The organism is Nostoc sphaeroides, assembly GCF_003443655.1.
GTDB classification, from domain to species: Bacteria; Cyanobacteriota; Cyanobacteriia; order Cyanobacteriales; family Nostocaceae; genus Nostoc; species Nostoc sphaeroides.
In genome coordinates this window covers 747,386-766,748 of the sequence record NZ_CP031941.1, presented here as the reverse complement: position 1 = coordinate 766,748, position 19,363 = coordinate 747,386, and the positions used below count along the sequence as shown (strand labels likewise).

Genomic DNA, 19,363 nt, shown 5'->3' with positions numbered 1-19,363 from the left:
ACAGACGCGATTAATCGCGTCTCTCCTAACTATTTTAAACTCCTTCCCTTATGCTTCCCATTAAAACAAAATGTTATCGCTGTGCTTGGGTATTGGATTTGTCAACCACTTTTTGAGAGTTTTCCTCAATGGTTTTTACTAGCTTGGTAACATCACTAGTAGTTTTGACTGCTTTTGCTGGTGGGATGGCAGCAGGCCAAACTTTTATGAGTTCAGCGAAACTAGTATCGATCGCTTTGTGTGCTTCGGGATCTGCTTGAGCTACTTGACTAGAAATTCCTTTGTATAATTCATTGGCGTAAACCACAAAACCACGGGAGTCTTGATACTCAATTGGTGCGGTTATTTTACCATTTGCGATCGCAGCGCCATATTCTGAGTTGGCTGAATCTAGCAATTCGTTAATTACCTGTAGCACAAATCCTGGTTTTGAGCGTTGATCTGCTGGCAAAGCTGCGATCGCGGAATCAACTGCTTGCACTGAAGAAGTAAAATTAGTTTTAACTTTGCTATTCTTCGGACTAGATTTCACCAAATCTTGCAAACTTACCAATGTTGTCTTAAATTCTTTGACTTTGCGCTCATTAAGTTGATCTTCTACATCAACGTAAATCTCTTCAACTGGATGTCCAATATGAGGTTCTGCCTGTTTCGGTTGATTCTGATCCAGGAGTTCTTGTGCTACTAAAAGATGCCCTTTCATTAAACCTAATTTAGACATATAGTCAACATCTTTTGCCTCACCCGTGAGTACTACTTCTTGAACACTAACCTGGTCTTTAATTTGGTCGAACTGTTCTTGAGTAATTACTTTTTTAGTAACTAAATCTTCTGAGCTACCATAAGGACGACTTGCTTGGATTTTGTTCGATAAAGCCGGAATACCTAGTTTAGCTTCAAATTTATCTAATTCTGATAATATAGCAGTGTTAATGTTAATTTTTTCTTTGCCACCGTGACTACTGTGATTGTTATTACTTACTGCCTCTGTAGCTTGAGGGCTAGCAACTGGTGCTGATGGATTTTCTGCGGTTGGTGTACCACTACAGGAACTCAAGGTAACTATTAAGGCTGCTGCTGCTGTTAAACAGATATAACGAACTTTTATCATCTTTGCTCCTCGCACAACTAAAAAAGGTATTAATTGAAACATTTCAAACTACTAGAAAGTAGTTTGTTTGACACATTGTCATAGATATTTACTGTCGCATATAATGAGATTTTTTATCAATTATTTATCTATAACTTTAATGAATTAATTAAAAATTACTAATAATATTGTCAGGACTTTTTAACAGTATTTTGAGCGCTGCTCTGGGCAAGTACTTCAAATTGACCCATGCAACCGTTTTCTGCGATCGCATCCTGATGGGGATGGAACATATACTTACCTGGGTAACGAAAAGCAAATTCTAAGATGTGCCTTTCTGCAACACCCATCGTAATCACATCGGTTTTCTCGCTAGGAGTCATACTCATGCCATTGCGATAGACATCAAAGAAGTTGGCGTGGAGGTGAAACGTCACTGCCGGATCGTATTCAATGATGTTGAGAACATACAGCCGAATCAACTGATTTTTATAAATGCGAATCGGGTTATGCATGTAATAGTGCGGCAGACCGTTGAAGGCGTAATAATCGTTATGGCTATCATCATTCACGTCATACCCACCCATCACTAATACCATCTCATCAGCCGGGGGACGGGGAGTAGGTGGATCGATGATGAACATCCCATACAATCCCTTAGCTATGTGGCGGGTGACTGGTGCAATATGGCAGTGGTATAAGTGAACACCATAAGGTTCAGCATCAAATTCGTAAATTGTGGCACTACCATTACTGATTGGGCGAACACCATCCATTTCTGCCGGATGAACGCCATGAAAATGCAAAGAGTGAGAATGTCCCGCTTTGTTGAGAAATAGTACCCGGATGCGATCGCCCTGTTTTGCCCGTAGCGTTGGCCCTGGTATGCGCCCGTTTAAATCCCAGATGTTGTAAGAGACAGCACTATTAAGGTTTATTATGGAAGTACCCGCAGTTAACTGAAATTCCCGGATAGTCCGCCCATTTTCTTGCTTTACCGTCCCATAATCAAAATCCCTGACCATCTTCATCGGGTTAGTAGCGTCGTCTGCTGCTGACATCTCGAATGGTGGCACTTTGACGATTGACTTACTTTGGAGATTTAGCATCTGCCAAAGTCCAGCTGCACCAGTCACTCCAGCACCTGCTAGACCCAGCTTCAGTAATTGACGGCGGCTCCAAGGTTTTCCGTTACCCAGAGCGAAGTTGTTGGGCATGACATTATAGTTACGGTTAGCGCCGAAAAGCAATTGCAAAAGATTTGCAATTGCTTTTAGATATTAGAGGAATTAATAATTATTGTCAATAATTTGAAAGTACTTTCAAACTGCTAGTTAAGTTATTAAATCTAGAGCAAGCGAGAATTAGTTACTGAAAACTCTTGCCAAGTTTCTTTTATCTTAACGGTATTAATACGCTCACTTACGTATAAATCATATTCATGTTAGACTAAACTGTTTTATGACTATTCCTGATATGCTTATTGCTTTAGGAGTACTTCATGTGTCATTCTTTTGTTATTTGTATGGACTTTGTGTGTAGATTTCTTCATCGTGATGAGCCGATGTTCAAAGAATAGTATAGTATTCACTAAAGTTGAGTTGCACAATACATTGGATACACACTTGTCAAATACAAAGTAGATCGTATATCTTTTTGCAATCAAGCGACATCATTCGCTTTGATTGATGAATTACCCAAATTTATAATCAGAGGTCAAAAATGACTACTTTTTCTCATACTTCAGTGTTGCAAAAGTCCGCAGGTATTACCTTATCCAAGCCTGTGCAAGTAACACTCTATATGTTGCTATCTTCTTTAGTTATCTGGACTGTCTTGTTTTCTACCTATCCTGCGGTTCATAATACAGCACACTCAGCGCGTCACCATACCTTAGGCGTTGCATGTCACTAAATGATCAATAATACCAATATTTTTTAGGTGCATGAAGCTTTGCTAGGCAAAATAACAAAGTGACAACGCTAAAACAGGGCGAATTTCGCGCCAATGTTTTTCTGGGAAATAACTTTTAGGTTTTGTAGAGATGCTTTCTTTGACATCTCTACATCACCTTAACTCCACTTAAGATAATACCTTATTTATGACTAATTCTTTGACTGAAATTCTTTTAGTTAGTAATAATAATCTGGAGTAACTTTCATCCACTACTATTAAAATTTTAGTAGCATAAAGTACATGATTTTCAAATTTACCGTAAGTTTTTATGAAAAAATATCGACTTTTTAGAGTTATCAGTGCTGTTTGCGTTACTTTGTCAATTCTTTATTCCTTTGTGGGGAGTTCCCAAACTCCTACGTCTAGAGTGCTACTTTCTACCAACCCACCTTTAGAACGTATTCTACCCTTTGAAGCAGAGGCAGAAAAACCACAAACTCCTGTAAAACTGACGTTACAAGCTGTTGATGCTGCGGGTAAATCGTTAGAAAACGCCAAAATTAGCTTACAAATTCTGACACCGCCGCGTAATCCTTGGTTAACAACAGATTTCCCCATTGTTGAAGGAACAAAGTTGCTGGAAATGAATGCCACTGCACCTAATGGGAAGCTAGAAATTCAGCAGATTTTACCCATCCGTGGCAACTACCAACTGTTAGTTAAAGTATCACCTTTGATAGCAAATACTTTTGCTGCTTATGAACAAACCTTAAATTTGCATGTCCGCGAAAATCCAATCAAATATAAATATTTTGTTGCGATCGCAGCTATTTTAGTATCACTTGGATTGTTGGGTGGTTGGGTTATTGGCGGACAAGAAGAACTGCAACAGGGAGAAATTGCACCACATTCAGTCCGCCTTTTATTAAGTGCATTGACAGTAGTGGCTATAGTAACCCTATTAGTTATCAACATTAGTGCAGAAGTTGCCGAAGCTCACGGTAGTGGACACCAATCAACTAGTACCGAAACTGTTGCACCATCATCTCAAAAGTCTCAGGGATTGGAAATTAACCTTGAGGGAGATAAAAACGCAACTGTCGGAAAACTTGCGAATGTAGCGTTACAGGTGAAAGATAGCGCAACCGGACAACCGATTACAGATGTGGCTTTGCAGGTAAAAGCGATCGCCACAGAACATAATTTAACAGTCTTTGATTACAAAGGTATTCCTGACGAACAAGGGAAGTTAACATGGCTTGAACAATTTTTTGATGGTTCACCCCACAAAATCGAAGTTGAAGCAACACCTATACCAGGATCTAGCCGTCAATTTGCACCAGTGAAGGTAGCGCAAGAAGTTGAAGTTGAAGCGATCGCACCACCAATGTACATCAGATTAATTGGTTTATTCTACTTTACAGCCTTTGTTGGCATTGGTATGGCGATCGGTTTGCTAATACAGCATCGACGAACACCACAAGTCAGGGAAAATCAGTAAGATCCCTCCCCTTATAAAGGCTACGGTGTACACACAAGTCTGATAAGGGACTTCCAAGAAATAAATTATTCCAGGAAACGAACCACAGAGACAAGGCAGCGCGGTCTTGGGGGTTTCCCCCATGAGCGACTGCCGCGCAGAGAACACAGAGGCAAGAGAAATAGAGAGGATTTTTGCCTCAGTTTTGGGATATTTTTTTATTTGGAAGTCCCTAACCTAGTCGCACAACGTTTTGATCCCCCCTAACCCACGCCAGTCGCTCCACTTGGGGAGACCCCTTGGCGTTAGCCTCTCACGGATGGGAGAAGACCGCGCTGGCTCCCCTTAAAAAAGGGGGGAAAAGAATCAAAGTCCCCCAATTTATCGGGGGATTTAGGGGGATCAAACTACATTTTGCACCGGCACATATATGTGTGTACACCGTAGCCGGAGGGCTAGAGTGGGGTAAAAAATATTAATCTTAAACATCTAAAAAGCTGGTTCACAAACTGCTACTACTGTAATTAATGAACTTGCAATCAGCGTTATAACTCGATATTTATGATAAACAGACAATCAGTACTTGCAAAATATTTTCCTCCTATTTGGCTACGATTTTTAATCATTACTTTGTTTTGGACTTTGGACAAAAAAGAAGTGTTCGCGTAATGGGGGCGGCTTTTTGGCTGTGCCGACAACCAAATACGCCCACTTCGGGCTGACATAAGAACGCAATGTGTAGTCTAAATTCAAGTCAGTGTCTACGACGGACTGCGCCTACGCTGTTGGTTTTCCTCGCTTGCGACGGGCTATCGCTCCAGAAAGTCTATGTATCGTCTAACTAGTATCGAGGAAATCTTAGATAAATTCCAGTTCATCTATAAAAACAAATTCGCACTCAGGACTAGCCTCCATCTAGCGAGGCGATCGCTTTTTGAAGAAAAACTTTTTGGTTTACTATTTTTTAATTAATGTGTCAGTTTAATTATTGTCCACTCAGTAAATACAACAGGCTTTGGGCTAAAATTACGTTGTACTATGTGCAATTATCCAAATATCCTTATTATAAATACAGATGTTGTATAAAAACACAATCCTTCTTTGGATAGTTTTTCATCAAGTTCTAAAAAGTAACACTCATCACATCATAAAATTAACCAAAGTTATTGCACCTCTATACTTAGTCAGTAGATTAAAACTCTTGCTAGCACAAGGCTAGGAAAATTCAATTTGAGCTAATTGACTAAAAATTGGGATATAAAATGACCATAATCACTAAATTACAGGTAAGATCAAAACTCACAATCTCTACTGCCAAAACCCACAATCTAGTCTTTATAGACACAGCAGTTGAAGACTATCAGAGTTTAGCCAACGGTGTTACTCCCAACACAAAAGTATTTTTCATAACACCAACACAAAACGGCATAAAGGAAATTACGAAGATTTTGACGAATTATCACGGCCAAAATCTGACTAGTATTCACATTGTGGCTCACGGTGTTCCTGGTTGCTTGTATCTAGGCAACACACACTTAGGACTCGATACCCTTAACAACTATCAAGAACAACTGCAACAATGGCAGCAGCTAACCTCTAAACCAAAATTTGAGAACTTACTCCTCTACAGTTGCAACCTAGCAGCAGGCGATGCCGGGGCAGAATTTATTACAAAATTACACCAACTCACAGGTTTAAATATTGCGGCTTCTCGTGAGCGAGTAGGTACTGCAGCATTAGGCGGTAACTGGAAACTGGAAGTCTGCACTGCACAGATGGAAGTGAGTTTAGCATTTACTCAAACGACGCAACAAGCTTACACCGGAGTATTTGCCACCTTTACGGTTAATAGTATTTCAGATGAAGATGATGGCGATCGCAATAATGGCATTACAACTCTGCGAGAGGCAATTAAGTTAGCCAATAATACTGCTGGGAGCGATACAATTACCTTTGCTGGCGTATTCGCTGATAATACGCCAGATACTATCACCCTCACTTCTGGACAACTGAGGGTTACGGATAATCTAACCATACTAGGAACAGGAGCATCTCAACTGACCATTAGCGGTAATAATGCCTCCAGAGTGTTTGAGATATCAGGATTAGGTACAGATGTTCTTATTGATGGCTTGAAGATTGCCGATGGTAAGCTCAAATTGCCCGATACTTACCCTCAACCGCCAGGAGGCGGAGGTATTTTAGTCAATGAGTCTAGCATCCTCAGCTTAACTAACAGTAAGGTATCTGGCAATAACAGTGGCGGTGGGATCTCTGGGAGGGGGACTATTAGCCTAACTAACAGTACAGTATCTGGGAATACAGCAACACAGTATGGTGGTGGGATCTCTGGGGGAACTATTAGCCTAACTAACAGTATAGTATCTGGGAATACAGCAACTTCCGGTGGTGGGATCTCCGGGGGAACTATTAGCCTAACTAACAGTACAGTATCTGGGAATACAGCAACACAGTATGGTGGTGGCATCTCTGGGGGAACTATTAGCCTAACTAACAGTACAGTATCTGGGAATACAGCAACACAGTATGGTGGTGGCATCTCTGGGGGAACTATTAGCCTAACTAACAGTACAGTAGCTGGGAATACAGCAACACAGTATGGTGGTGGCATCTCTATTTTGAATTTGGGTTCTTTCATAATAGAAAGCAGTACAGTGTCCGACAATACCGCAGGCACAGACGGTGGTGGTATTTATAACTTTGGCATATCTGGTGTATATGGTTACTATGACCAAGACGAACCTTCATCTTCTCTAATTAACAGCACGATTTCTGGCAATAAGGCTAACAATAGCGGTGGTGGCATTTATAATAATCAACCCCTCACTCTGCTCAATACCACAATTACGAATAATACGGCAGATTTAGATAGTGATGGCAATGGCAACGGTGGTGGTATTTTAAATGCAATTAACTACTTTTATGGAGAAACTCGGAGCCTCAATGTTGGCAACAGCATTATTGCCGAAAACTTTGACAACTCTACATCAGGAGAAATATATCCTGATGTAGCTGGCGACTTTATCGACGCTGGCAATAATTTGATTGGTAAGAGCAATGGTAGCACAGGCTTTAATACCAGCACCCTCGTCGGTACAAGCGTTAACCCCATAGATCCCAAACTGGGAACGCTGCAAAATAACGGTGGTAAGACCTTCACTCATACCTTACAACCAGGTAGCCCCGCCATCAATGCAGGTAGTAATACACTAGTTTTTTCTCAAATCAGTACTGATCAACGGAGTGCAGAGCGCATAGCTGACAGTACGGTAGATATTGGAGCCGTTGAACTCCAACCCAGCAGTACCATTACACCACCCACTACCTCTAAACCTAAGGACACAGTTGTCACCAATACTAACGATTCTGGGGAAGGCTCGTTACGTCAAGCTATCCTGAATGCCAATGCCAATGCAGGCGAAGATACAATTACCTTTGCCGGGGTGTTTAGTGATGCTACACCAGATATTATTAATCTCACTTCTGGACAACTGACAATTACTGATGATGTGCGGATCTTGGGAACTGGCACATCTAACCCGACTGTGAGTGGTAATAACGTCTTCAAAGTGTTTGAGATAGGAGAAAACGGGACAGATGCAACTATTGATAGTTTGAAGGTAGCTAATGCAAATAATATATTTGGTGCGATTTTAGTTCATAGCAACACCACCCTCAATCTAAATAACAGCAACGTTTCTAACAGTACTGGCTCTGTAGGCGGCATCTTTAACCGTGGGACTCTCAACCTAACTAACACCACTGTTTCAGATAATATTGGGTTGACAGTAGGTGGCGGTATCTATAACTCTGGTAGTCTCAACCTGAATAACAGTATTGTCGCTAATAATGAAACTTTTCTTTATGATGCTCCTTCCTATGGTGGTGGCATTTTTAACACCGGCACTCTCGAAATAACTAACAGCATTCTTTCTAATAATGAAGCCTTCCCTCGTGGAGTATCTGGTAATGCTCCTGAGTCATCAACCTATGGCGGCAGCATCTATAACTCTGGCATTGCTAAAGTAACTAACAGCACTATATTTGGTAGTAGTGCGGAGTTTGGTGGCGGCATCTATAACTCTGGTAGTCTGAGCTTAACTAACACTACTGTTTCTAGCAATATAGCAAACGGAGGTGGTGGCATCTCTAACTCTGGTAAGCTAACTCTCAGCAACAATACTATTACCGATAATGCTGCAACCCGTCTTTATTCTCCCTGGAAAAGTTTCACGGGAGGAGGAGGTATTGTTAATGAAACCAATGGCACTGTTATTGTTGCAAACACAATTATTGCTGGCAACTACGAATATGATCCATACGTGGGTGAAGATGTCAATTCCGACGTTATTGGCAAATTCACCGACTCCGGCAATAATTTAATTGGTAACAGAACTGGGAGTACAGGTTTTACTACTAGCACCCTCATTGGTACTAGCGACAACCCCATTGATCCCAAACTTGGGCCACTGCAAAATAACGGCGGTACTACCTTGACTCACGCCTTACTCAAGGATAGTCCTGCGATGAACGCTGGCAATAATGCCCTAGTTCCAAAAGGAATCACTACTGATGGGCGAAGTACAGGATTTGACAGAATATTTAACGGCATAGTAGATACAGGTGCTTACGAAGCTACCACTGTTTTGCTAAATCAAAGTCCAGTTAATACCATTCCTAATACTTTAAACACTTTATACTATGCTTATGAAGGCACACCCCGAATATTCTCTGCTGCCCAAAACAGTAAATTTGCCATTAGTGACATTGATGCTGGCACTAACGCAGTACAAGTAACACTGACAGCCACCAACGGCACTCTCACTCTAAACAGCACCTCCGGTCTTAACTTCACTACCGGAGATGGTATTGCGGACTCCAGCCTTACCTTTACTGGCACAATTAGCAGTATTAATAATGCTCTGGATGGTTTATCTTTCACAGCTACTAATTCTAGTGGTACTGGCAGTATTAGCATCACGACGAATGACCTGGGTAATACTGGGCCAGGTGGAGCATTCAGCGATACCGATATTATCGACAATATCTATCTCTCACCTAATATCGTAGACGGAACTTATGGTGATGATACGTTAATAGGTACTAACTATACTGATAGAATTACTGCCACGCGTGGAAACGATACCGTTACAGGTAACAAAGGTAATGACTACTTGAGTGGCTTTTTGGGCGGCAGAGATAGATATATCTACAATTTAGGTGATGGCATTGATACTATCACTGAATTTGGTGGCGTAGGTACAGGCTACAATCCCTCAAAAGACATTATTGCTGAAGTCGATACGATCAAATTTAATGGTGCAGGTTTGACTGCCCATAATTTGTTACTCACCCAAAATAATAAGAATTTGGAAATCACCTTTGAAGGCGTAGCAGATGCAAAAGTTATCCTAGAAGAGTTTACTTTACAAAATTTAGATAACTTGTTTCCAACCGTGACAAAAAGAGCCGTTGGGAATATTCTATTTGATGGGCAAACTAGCATTAGGGATAGCTATGATGTCTTCGATACCACATCCACCCAAAAAACTCTCTTCAATAAAAACACTGTTACTTTCCTCAACGACCTAAACAATAATGTTGAAGGCTTTGACAACTCTGATGATGTGATTAATGCTCAAGGGGGCAATGACGTCATCGACGGCAAGAGTGGTGATGACTTACTCCGTGGAGGTGTCGGGCATGATATGCTAATTGGCGGTGCAGGTAATGATACTCTAATTGGTAATGCCGGGAACGATACCCTAACTGGCGGTAGCGGTAATGACAGGTTTGTATATCAAACTTTGAGCGATCGCGGCTGGGTTGGTGATACAATCACAGACTTTGAAAGCTCCAATGATCAGTTAGTTCTGAGTAATTTATTTGAGAGCCTAGACTATAGTGGTAGCAATCCGATCAGCGACGACTATCTGCGGTTTGTACAATTGGGGACTGATACTCAGGTGCAGGTTAATTCTGGTGATAGCACTGTTGATTTCAATACTCTAGTGACTCTCCATACTTTCACTGCTACAAAACTAGTGCTTGGTACTAATGTCATTGTGTAGTGGTAAATATGTAGTGATAATCAAGGGGTTTTTGTAGCAATCGATGCTGTTGGTGAAGTCAAAAGTAGACAGGAATTCCGTAGAGTGCCAATCTTAGAGTGACACTATATATACCCAGGAGCGTAAGGGATATGTCACTAAGAGGTTGTTTGAAAAGTCGAAGAGATGGTAAAAAACTCTCTCAGTGTAAGCTGTGAATAGATAATAGACAGCACTGAGAGAGGAACATGAGTAAAGCATACCCCAGTAACCTGACCCGCTCCCAGTATGAATTTCTGAGTGAGATGATTCCAGAACCAAAACCAGGTGGTCGCAAGCGTGAAGTCGATATGTGGGAAGTCTTGAACGCGATTTTTTATGTTTTGGTAGAAGGAGTGAGATGGCGAGCAATGCCAGGGGACTTTCCGGCTTGGCAGACAGTGTACACATATTTTCGTAACTGGCGTAAAAACGGGACATGGTTGCACATTCACGATAGTCTGCGAGAGTGGACGAGAATCGAAATTGAACGTCATCCGAGTCCAACAGAAGCAATAATCGACAGTCAAAGCGTTAAGAATGCAGCAATGGTAACTCAAGGAGTGGGCTACGATGCGGGCAAGAAAATTAAAGGACGCAAACGATTTATGACGGTTGATACTTTGGGGAAATAAAGCTAATAACCCACTATTAATTAGTAGTACTTATTCTCTAAATATTGGGGATATAATGTCTCTCATTCATCTGTTAGATCGTCAAGTGCAGATGCAACTGGTAATTGAACCAAGTATGCCAAATATTCCTGATAGTTTCAGTGAGGTATTTTTTTATAATCCTTCTAAAGAATTGAGATATGATATTGAGAAGAAATACAAACTATTCAAGGTTTTCCAGCATAGTAGGCTCTGGCGGCTAGAACAGAAAAGCAGCTAAATTTTATTATTTCCAAGCTCATAAAATTAAGATTTACTGAGAAATTAAGAAAGTAATGCTGACAAAAATTGCGGTTGAAAAAATTCTTGACCGTGCCTTGATGGGGTACGACTTATCTCTAGAAGAGGGAGTGGTATTATTACAACAAACTGACGAGGAGGCGATCGCAGCCATACGTGATACATCCGATACACTCCGCCACACTCAAGCAGGCGATACGGTTACATACATAATTAATCGTAATATTAACTTTACTAATATTTGTGAGCAGCACTGTAGTTTTTGTGCTTTCCGTCGAGATGATGGTGATGCCGATGCATACTGGTTAGATTCGGCGCAAATTTTGGAAAAAGCCACAGATGCAGTCCGACGGGGTGCGACAGAAATCTGTATGCAGGGCGGATTAAATCCACAAGCACTGATAAATGGCAAATCTTTGCCCTATTATCTCAAGGTCGTGGAAACCATTAAACAGGAATTTCCCCACATACATCTCCACGCTTTTTCCCCCCAAGAAGTCGAATTTATCGCCAGACTTGACGGACTTGGGTATGCTGATGTAATTACAGCTTTGCGCGATGCTGGTGTTGGCTCAATGCCGGGAACAGCAGCTGAAGTATTAGACGATAAAGTTAGGCGAATATTGTGTCCAGAGAAGATTGACACAGCCACTTGGCTAGAAATTGTTAGCACTGCTCACAAATTAGGCTTGCATACCACCAGCACGATGTTATCTGGGCATATTGAAACCCACGAACAGCAAATCGGGCATTTAGAAAAATTGCGATCGCTCCAACAAACTGCCATTAATCAGGGATATCCAGCAAGGATCACAGAGTTTATTTTATTACCCTTCGTTGGGCAAGAAGCACCCAAACCCTTACGCCGCCGTGTCGGACGCGATCAACCAGTTTTAAGTGATGCACTGCTGCTAGGTGCTGTGGCGCGGATTTACTTAGGTAATTGGATTCCTAACCATCAGCAGAGTTGGGTAAAACTGGGGCTTGCAGGTGCAACAGAAGCCTTACTTTGGGGTTGCAACGATATCGGCGGCACATTGATGGAGGAGCATATTACCACAATGGCAGGTGCTTTAGGTGGTACGTGTATGGAAGTGAAAAGTTTAGAAGGTGCGATCGCTTCCTTAGGAAGACCTTACCAACAACGCAATACTCTTTATCAAAAAATTACGAGTCAAGTCAAAGGCTTGCGGACAAGTATTTAACTTAGCTGAACGGAGTTCTGAATTCCGAGATGAATGAACGAAGTTTTTTAACTCCTCACTCCTCACTCCTAATTCCTAACTAAATTGATTGATCCCCAAGTTACCAATCCAAGATACGATGGACGTTGATTTACGTATCCTTTTACTTAATGCATATGAAGCGCTATTGGTCGCGTTTGCTTGCGCTGGTTTTGGTTGTATCTATCGGCTTAATGGGCTGTTCTGGCAGTCCAGATAGTTTGACTGGGGATTATCGCCAAGACACCTTAGCTGTGGTCAATGTTATGAGACAAGCTCTGGATATATCACAAGATTCACCAGAAAAAGCAGCAGTTCAAGCAGAAGCGCGTCAAAAAATTAATGACTTTTCGGCTCGCTATCAGCGAGTTAACTCTGTTTCTGGTCTTGGCTCCTTTACAACCATGCGAACAGCCCTCAACTCCCTGGCTGGACACTACAGTTCTTACCCAAATCGTGCAGTACCCGAAAAACTCAAAAATCGTTTAGAGAAGGAGTTACAGCAGGTAGAAGCAGCACTAAAGCGTGGCGGTTAATTCTTAACTATTGCCTACTACTTCATCATCAAGAGTCAATACTTTTGGCTCTTGGTTACTTTGTCAACTTGATATAAATAAAAGTTTGAAATTTTAAAATAAACTGATTGATCCTTTTCTAGCTAAAAGCCTGGTCAAAGTCTCTACAAAGAACTGATTATTGTAAAGACGGCGATTTATCGCGTCTTTGCCATTAGCGGCGTGTCATCAAAAAACCTTATCCGAACCGTATTGAATCCTCTCTCATCTTCCTTTCTTTGCGCTCTCTGCGCCTCTGTGGTTCGTTTTCATTAGATAATTTATTTTTTAGAAATCCCTTACTTCGTCTCCATCCAATTTTCACCAACACGCGCATCCACCAGCAACGGCACACTCAATTGGACTGCATTTTCCATCACCGACTTAATTTGCGGTTGTAATTCTTCCCATTCTTCAGGGGGAATTTCAAACACTAATTCATCGTGAACTTGCAACAACAAACGCGCCTGATAGTTCTTCAGAACCTCATGCAATCTCACCATTGCAATTTTGATAATATCAGCGTTAGAACCTTGAATTGGTGCATTAGCAGCCGAGCGTAGTAAACCTGCATCATAAGCACCTAAATTCTTCAATTTACTCAGTTCAATATCTTCTGGGTTACTGCCTTTTAATTTGCGTAAACTGTTATTAGTAAAGTCAAAATAACGACGGCGACCGAAAATAGTTTCAACATAACCAAGAGCGATCGCTTCTTTTTTCACTCCCTCCAAATATGCAAATACTTTCGGATATCGTTCATTAAACCGCTTAATGAACTCGTTGGCAATATTCTTATCTATCCCAGTTGAGCGCGAAAACCTTAGAGAACCCATTCCATAAATCACGCCAAAATTGATAGTTTTTGCCATCCCTCGTTCTTCGGAGGTTATATTTTCTTTTTCAAACACTAACCGCGCGGTAACAGTGTGAACATCTTCATTTTGCTGATATGCTTGCACTAATATCGGCTCTTGACTCAAATGAGCCAAAATCCGCAATTCAATTTGTGAGTAATCCGCAGCCACCATTAACCAACCAGATTCTGGCAAAAACGCCTTGCGAATTTGGCGACTAAAAGCTGTACGAATGGGGATATTTTGCAAATTTGGATTAGAAGAAGATAATCTACCAGTTGATGTTGCTGCTTGATTAAAATCAGTATGCACTCGCTGGGTATCTGGACGCACCAATGCAGGTAATGCATCAACATAAGTAGACTTTAATTTAGATAGAGTCCGATACTCAATAATCGCCTCAACAAATCCAGTATTATCATCTTCTTGGAGCCTTTCTAGTGTTGCTGCATCTGTAGAGAAGCCCGTTTGAATTTTACGAGAATGTCTAGTGCTTAACCCCAACTTTTCAAACAAGATTTGGCTCAATTGCTTCGGAGAACCCAAGTTAAAATTTTCCCCAGCTATTTCAGTTGCTTCCTCTTTCAACCTGGCTAACTCAGTTTCTAAATGCTGTGAAAGTTCTTGTAAATAAGCTGAATTAATGCGAACACCTGTGTATTCCATTTGGGCTAAAACTGCTTCTAGTGGCTGTTCAACTTCCACGAATAGCTTAGACAAAGTTGGAATTTTATCCAGTTCTTCCCGCAATTTCGGCACTAAGCCAAAGGTAGAATAAGCATCCATACCGCAGTAATCTGCTACCGCAGGAATATCTATATCAGCGATGGTTTTGCCTTTAGGAACTAAATCCAAATAACTTTTCGCTATTAATCCCAAATATCGCTGCGACAAATCCATCAAATTATGACTTGAATCAGGATTTAGAATGTAACTTGCCAGCATGGGATCAAAAACTACTCCTGCCAAATTAATTCCTTGACACTTTAAAACTAAGCGGTCAAATTTGGCATTCTGTAAAGCTTTGGGATAATCAGCACTTTCGAGAATTGGGCGTAATGCTTCTAGCACCAAATCTTTATGCAAATTTTCCCCAGTTTTGTGCCCTACAGGAATATAGGCTACCTCGTCTGGTTGCATTCCCCAACAGCAACCAATTCCTACTAACTCAGCATCTCTTGGTTCTAAAGCTGTAGTTTCAGTATCCCAAGCAACGGGAGTCTCTGGGGTGGTGAATGTTTGCAAAAGTTTCACTAACTCAGTTAATTTGGCTTCAGTGTTAATGATGCGTGGTGTAATTGGAGAAGTGAATTTTTGTGGAACTGCTGCTGTATCACTAGCACTGAAAAACCACAAATCATTATCTTCATCATCCCTGAATTCTGAGTTAGTATTGGAATTACTTGCGTCTGTTTTGGTTTCTTGTTTGTCCTCAATTTTGCCACCAAAACGTTGCTGAAGGTCGTTGATTTTACCTAAAAAAGACTTAAATTCTAATTTTTCTAAAATTGGTGCTAAAACGTTTGTATCAAAGCCTTTTAACTTGCAATCTTCTAAATAAAATTCTATAGGAACATCTAAAACTATGGTTGCCAAATAGCGAGACTTCTCGGCATCTTCTTTACCCGTTGCCAATTTTTTCTGAGTTGCGCCTTTAATTTCATCTAACGCAGCATAAACACCATCAAGTGAACCATAAGTATTTAACAGCTGCACTGCTGTCTTTTCCCCAATTCCCTTGACACCAGGAATATTATCTGATTTATCACCACAAAGAGCTTTAAAATCAACAATTTGTGAAGGTAAAACCCCCATTTTTTCTTTGACTTGTTCTGCTTCAAATTCCGTGATGCTATTTGTAGAGCGTTTTAGGGCATCTGGACTAAAATTCAGAACAGTGATTTCTTTGTCAGAGTCGATTAGTTGAAATAAATCGCGATCGCCAGTCAGAATCTTCACCCTATACCCAGCAGCACTTACTCGTTGTGCTAAGGTTCCCAAAACATCATCAGCCTCGAAACCAGGGGCAGTGAAAATTGGTAGATTGAAGCCATTGAGCAACTCATGCAGGTTTGCTAAATCGGGAATGAAGTCTTCAGGCGTTTCTTTGCGATCGGCTTTATAAGTATCGTCAGCTTCGTGGCGAAAAGTGGCCTCACCCAAATCAAAAGCGATCGCCATTGCTTGTGGCTGTTGTGTTGCCATTACCTCCAGCAGGCACTTCACAAAACCAAAACATATACTGGTAGGAATGCCCGTTTTTGTACGCAGCCCTCCATCTCGCCCTTTGGCGAAAGCAAAGTATGAACGATAAGCCAGCGAGTGTCCATCTACGAGGATGAACGTGGGGCGTGTTGCAGTTGTAGAAGTGATTTCAGACATAGCCCTATTTTAGCCAGAAGCTTCGTCACATAGTTAGCAATTTCCGATGCTAGTTCAGCTTTGCTTTGGCGACAATAGCGCAGTTTTGCGTACTAATTGCTCCTGCATATAATTTTAGACAAAGTGATATCTACGCATTTGCAGCTTTAGTACGGAAGCCAAGTAGAACCAACTTTTGGCAGGGATAAGTACGTAAGTGAGTAGAGAACCGAATTTTTTCTACTACTCCCCACTGGTCGCTAGAGCCTGTTAACCTCTTACAGCTATTAGAGCAGAAAGCCCACCAGCTGCAAGGTTGTTGAGTCACCTTGCCACGTCCTTCTCCTAAAGGGAGACGCTGCGCGAACAGGGGTGAGATAAATGCGTAGCACCTTTAGGTGCAGTCCAGGTATTTCATTAACACTGGTTGAATAGCAAATCTAACTATTTCAGACATGGGAACCTGTCTATCTTCTGCTGCTTTTTGTAGAGCCTGGTACTCTTTCTCGGTCAAATAAAATTGAAACTTTTGTCTTCTAGTCATTGCATATCCTCCCGAATGAGAGTATAATAACATTAAGGAGGAAAAAATGATTGGAACACAAAAGAACGCAACTAAACCTGATGCTGTATCAGAACTAATTTTAAATGTATTAGGTATGGCTTCTAACAGTCTGTACAACACTGGCGTATATTTAAGTCGTCAACAATATTTTGAAAACGGCAAAATCATTAGCTACGGTAAGTTATGCAAGGATTTGAAGGTTGATGAGAACTATAAAGTTATGCACTCGCAAGCAGGACAACAAACCCTTAAAAGTGTTGCTGAAGCATTTAAATCTTTTCAGGCATTAGAGAAAAAAGCAAAAAAAGCAGAACTTAACCAAAAGCCAAAACTACCACATTACCGTGCAAAAGGAGGAATGTACCAAGTAGTTTACCCAGGTCAAGCTATTAAAATAATTGATAAAAATGGAACGAAGTTTTTAGAAGTACCGCTAGGATGTCCTGGAAAGAAATACTTTGAAGGAATTGAGGCAATTACTTTGCCATACCCAAAGCGTCTTTGGGGGAAGCCAATCAAAGAACTCCGGTTCATTCCCACTCATGAGAGTTGGTACACTGAATATGTTTATGAGATGGGTGAAGTATTGCAAGCAACCGGGATTCATGCTCTTGGAATTGACCCAGGTTTAAATAATTGGGTGTCTGCTGTTTGTACTAATGGTAAATCTTTTTTAGTTTGTGGGAAGCGACTTAAGTCTGTTAATCAGTGGTGGAATAAAACCAAAGCTGCACTTAGCACCGCAGTTAGCAAACAGTTTGGCGAGGATGCTTTTTTCACGAAGCGTATGGCTCGTCTGACTGATAAACGCAATAGACAGATGAGGGATGCAACCAACAAAGTAGCAAGACAAGTTATTGATTGGTGCTTGAATAACGCAGTTGTAACCGTGGTTTTTGGTTGCAATCTCGAACAAAAGCAAAATATTAACATTGGGCGGAAAAACAATCAGAATTTTGTGCAAATTCCCACAGCTAAACTAAGAAAGCGGATAGAGCAGTTGTGCGAATTGCATGGAATTAATTATGTAGAGACAGAGGAAAGCTATACTTCCAAGGCTTCGTTTTTAGATGGTGATTTGATACCTAAATTCGGCGAAAAACCTGAAGGGTATAAACCATGTGGCAAACGAGTTAAGCGGGGAATGTATAAAACATCTTCTGGTGAATGCGTTAATGCGGATCTTAATGGAGTCGCCAATATTTTAGCAAAAGTAAGTACAAGACTAGGTTTAGACCTCAGTCGAGTAGGTAGGGGTTGCTTGACGCAACCTATGCGGTTCTACGCATGAATTCTACCCCTTCAAGGAATGGGAGCGTCAATGGAACTTAAAATCTAGGAAATTATGCCGAAAGCATCTGCCACACACTTGGCATCTACTGATCATCAGGCTGCGACAAAAGACATTAAACTACTAGTTTTGGATATAGATGGCACGATCGCCGGAGACTCTAACACCATCAGCGAACCTGTAAAGCAAGCTATTGTTGCAGCGCAAGCACAAGGAATTCAAGTAGCGATCGCCACAGGTAGGATGTATCGTTCAGCATTGCGCTTTCACCAAGATATCGGCTCTACCCTACCATTAATGGCCTATCAAGGAGCCTGGATTCAAGATCCGATCACTCAAAAAATCCATCGCCATTGGGCTGTTTCCAGGGAAATCGCCCATAAGTTACTCGACTATTTTGAACAACCTGAGTTGCGATCGCTCCTATCTGTCCACTTCTACATCAACGATCAACTATACGTCCGTGAAGTAACCAGAGAAACCCAAATTTATGCAGAACGTTCTGATATTACCCCGATTCCCGTGGGTGATTTGCGTCAAGCCTTAACCAATGAACCGACAAAAATTCTTGCTTTGTGTGATGACACAGATGTAATCGACAAACTATTGGGAAATTTGCGCCGTCAGTACACACCGGCTGAACTTTATCTCACAACATCTGTCGCTACTTTCTTTGAAGCAACTAACGCCTCTGTGAATAAGGGAACTGCTGTACGTTACCTAGCCGAAGAATTGCTGGGATTAGAGTTAGCTAACGTTATGGCAATTGGCGATAACTTCAATGATGTAGAAATGCTGGAGTATGTTGGACTGGGTGTAGCTATGGGCAACGCACCAGCAGGAGTGCAAGCGATCGCGCAGTGGGTAGCTCCCAACGTAGAGGAAGACGGAGCAGCAGTAGCAATTGAAAAGTTTTTGCTGTAATGAGGGCAATTTTTCAAACCTAACCCATATAAATCAGAAAGGACACCGACGACTGGCCGTGTTTCGTCTCGGTGTCCTAGCTGGTTCGCTCCTCACAC

Annotated in this window: 12 protein-coding genes and 1 pseudogene; 9 read left to right on the top strand and 4 right to left on the bottom strand. The window is 41.3% G+C overall.

Annotated features, from left to right (window positions below):
• Positions 1-73 precede the first annotated feature (73 nt).
• Both D1367_RS03545 and D1367_RS03540 read right to left on the bottom strand, forming a co-directional pair.
• Positions 74-1,111: a ComEA family DNA-binding protein gene (locus tag D1367_RS03545; protein ID WP_118171079.1), complete on the bottom strand. Its 1,038-nt coding sequence runs from the start codon at positions 1,109-1,111 to the stop codon at positions 74-76.
• A gap of 170 nt (positions 1,112-1,281) precedes the next feature.
• Complete coding sequence (locus D1367_RS03540; protein ID WP_118162926.1) at positions 1,282-2,307, bottom strand: multicopper oxidase domain-containing protein; 1,026 nt, start codon at positions 2,305-2,307, stop codon at positions 1,282-1,284.
• A 505-nt stretch (positions 2,308-2,812) separates the two neighbouring features.
• Between D1367_RS03540 and D1367_RS03535 the strand changes: the two genes are divergently transcribed.
• The 7 genes and pseudogenes from D1367_RS03535 (at position 2,813) to psb27 (ending at position 13,249) form a co-directional block, all read left to right on the top strand.
• Entirely contained in the window at positions 2,813-3,004 is a 192-nt protein-coding gene (locus tag D1367_RS03535; RefSeq protein ID WP_118162921.1) for a CbtB domain-containing protein, read from the top strand.
• Positions 3,005-3,314: 310 nt separating this feature from the next.
• Entirely contained in the window at positions 3,315-4,487 is a 1,173-nt protein-coding gene (locus tag D1367_RS03530) for a hypothetical protein (protein WP_118162914.1), read from the top strand.
• 1,241 nt (positions 4,488-5,728) lie between these two features.
• Positions 5,729-10,558, top strand: a complete 4,830-nt coding sequence (locus D1367_RS32010) for a DUF4347 domain-containing protein (RefSeq protein ID WP_118162907.1) — start codon at positions 5,729-5,731, stop codon at positions 10,556-10,558.
• Positions 10,559-10,785: 227 nt separating this feature from the next.
• Positions 10,786-11,205 (top strand): annotated as a pseudogene (locus D1367_RS03515) (IS5 family transposase); the annotation flags it as partial.
• Between the two features lie 61 nt (positions 11,206-11,266).
• Positions 11,267-11,470 (top strand): hypothetical protein, encoded by a 204-nt coding sequence (locus tag D1367_RS03510; protein ID WP_181985057.1) that lies wholly within the window; start codon positions 11,267-11,269, stop codon positions 11,468-11,470.
• 55 nt (positions 11,471-11,525) lie between these two features.
• Positions 11,526-12,695 carry a 7,8-didemethyl-8-hydroxy-5-deazariboflavin synthase subunit CofH gene (gene cofH / locus D1367_RS03505; protein WP_118162904.1) on the top strand — a complete coding sequence of 390 codons (1,170 nt, stop codon included), beginning with the start codon at positions 11,526-11,528 and terminating at the stop codon, positions 12,693-12,695.
• Positions 12,696-12,844: 149 nt separating this feature from the next.
• Complete coding sequence (gene psb27 / locus D1367_RS03500) at positions 12,845-13,249, top strand: photosystem II protein Psb27 (protein WP_181985056.1); 405 nt, start codon at positions 12,845-12,847, stop codon at positions 13,247-13,249.
• A 317-nt stretch (positions 13,250-13,566) separates the two neighbouring features.
• On the opposite strand, the gene polA is transcribed toward psb27, so the two are convergent.
• Together polA and D1367_RS03490 are read right to left on the bottom strand one after the other, a co-directional pair.
• Positions 13,567-16,506: a DNA polymerase I gene (gene polA, locus D1367_RS03495; protein WP_118162899.1), complete on the bottom strand. Its 2,940-nt coding sequence runs from the start codon at positions 16,504-16,506 to the stop codon at positions 13,567-13,569.
• Positions 16,507-16,879: 373 nt separating this feature from the next.
• Entirely contained in the window at positions 16,880-17,029 is a 150-nt protein-coding gene (locus D1367_RS03490) for a ribbon-helix-helix domain-containing protein (protein ID WP_181985055.1), read from the bottom strand.
• Between the two features lie 46 nt (positions 17,030-17,075).
• Between D1367_RS03490 and D1367_RS03485 the strand changes: the two genes are divergently transcribed.
• Together D1367_RS03485 and D1367_RS03480 are read left to right on the top strand one after the other, a co-directional pair.
• The gene (locus D1367_RS03485) at positions 17,076-18,341 is read left to right on the top strand and encodes an RNA-guided endonuclease InsQ/TnpB family protein (protein ID WP_118162892.1); all 1,266 of its coding nucleotides are present in this window, start codon (positions 17,076-17,078) and stop codon (positions 18,339-18,341) included.
• A 54-nt stretch (positions 18,342-18,395) separates the two neighbouring features.
• Positions 18,396-19,265 (top strand): Cof-type HAD-IIB family hydrolase, encoded by an 870-nt coding sequence (locus D1367_RS03480; RefSeq protein WP_118162889.1) that lies wholly within the window; start codon positions 18,396-18,398, stop codon positions 19,263-19,265.
• The last annotated feature ends 98 nt before the right edge of the window (positions 19,266-19,363 follow it).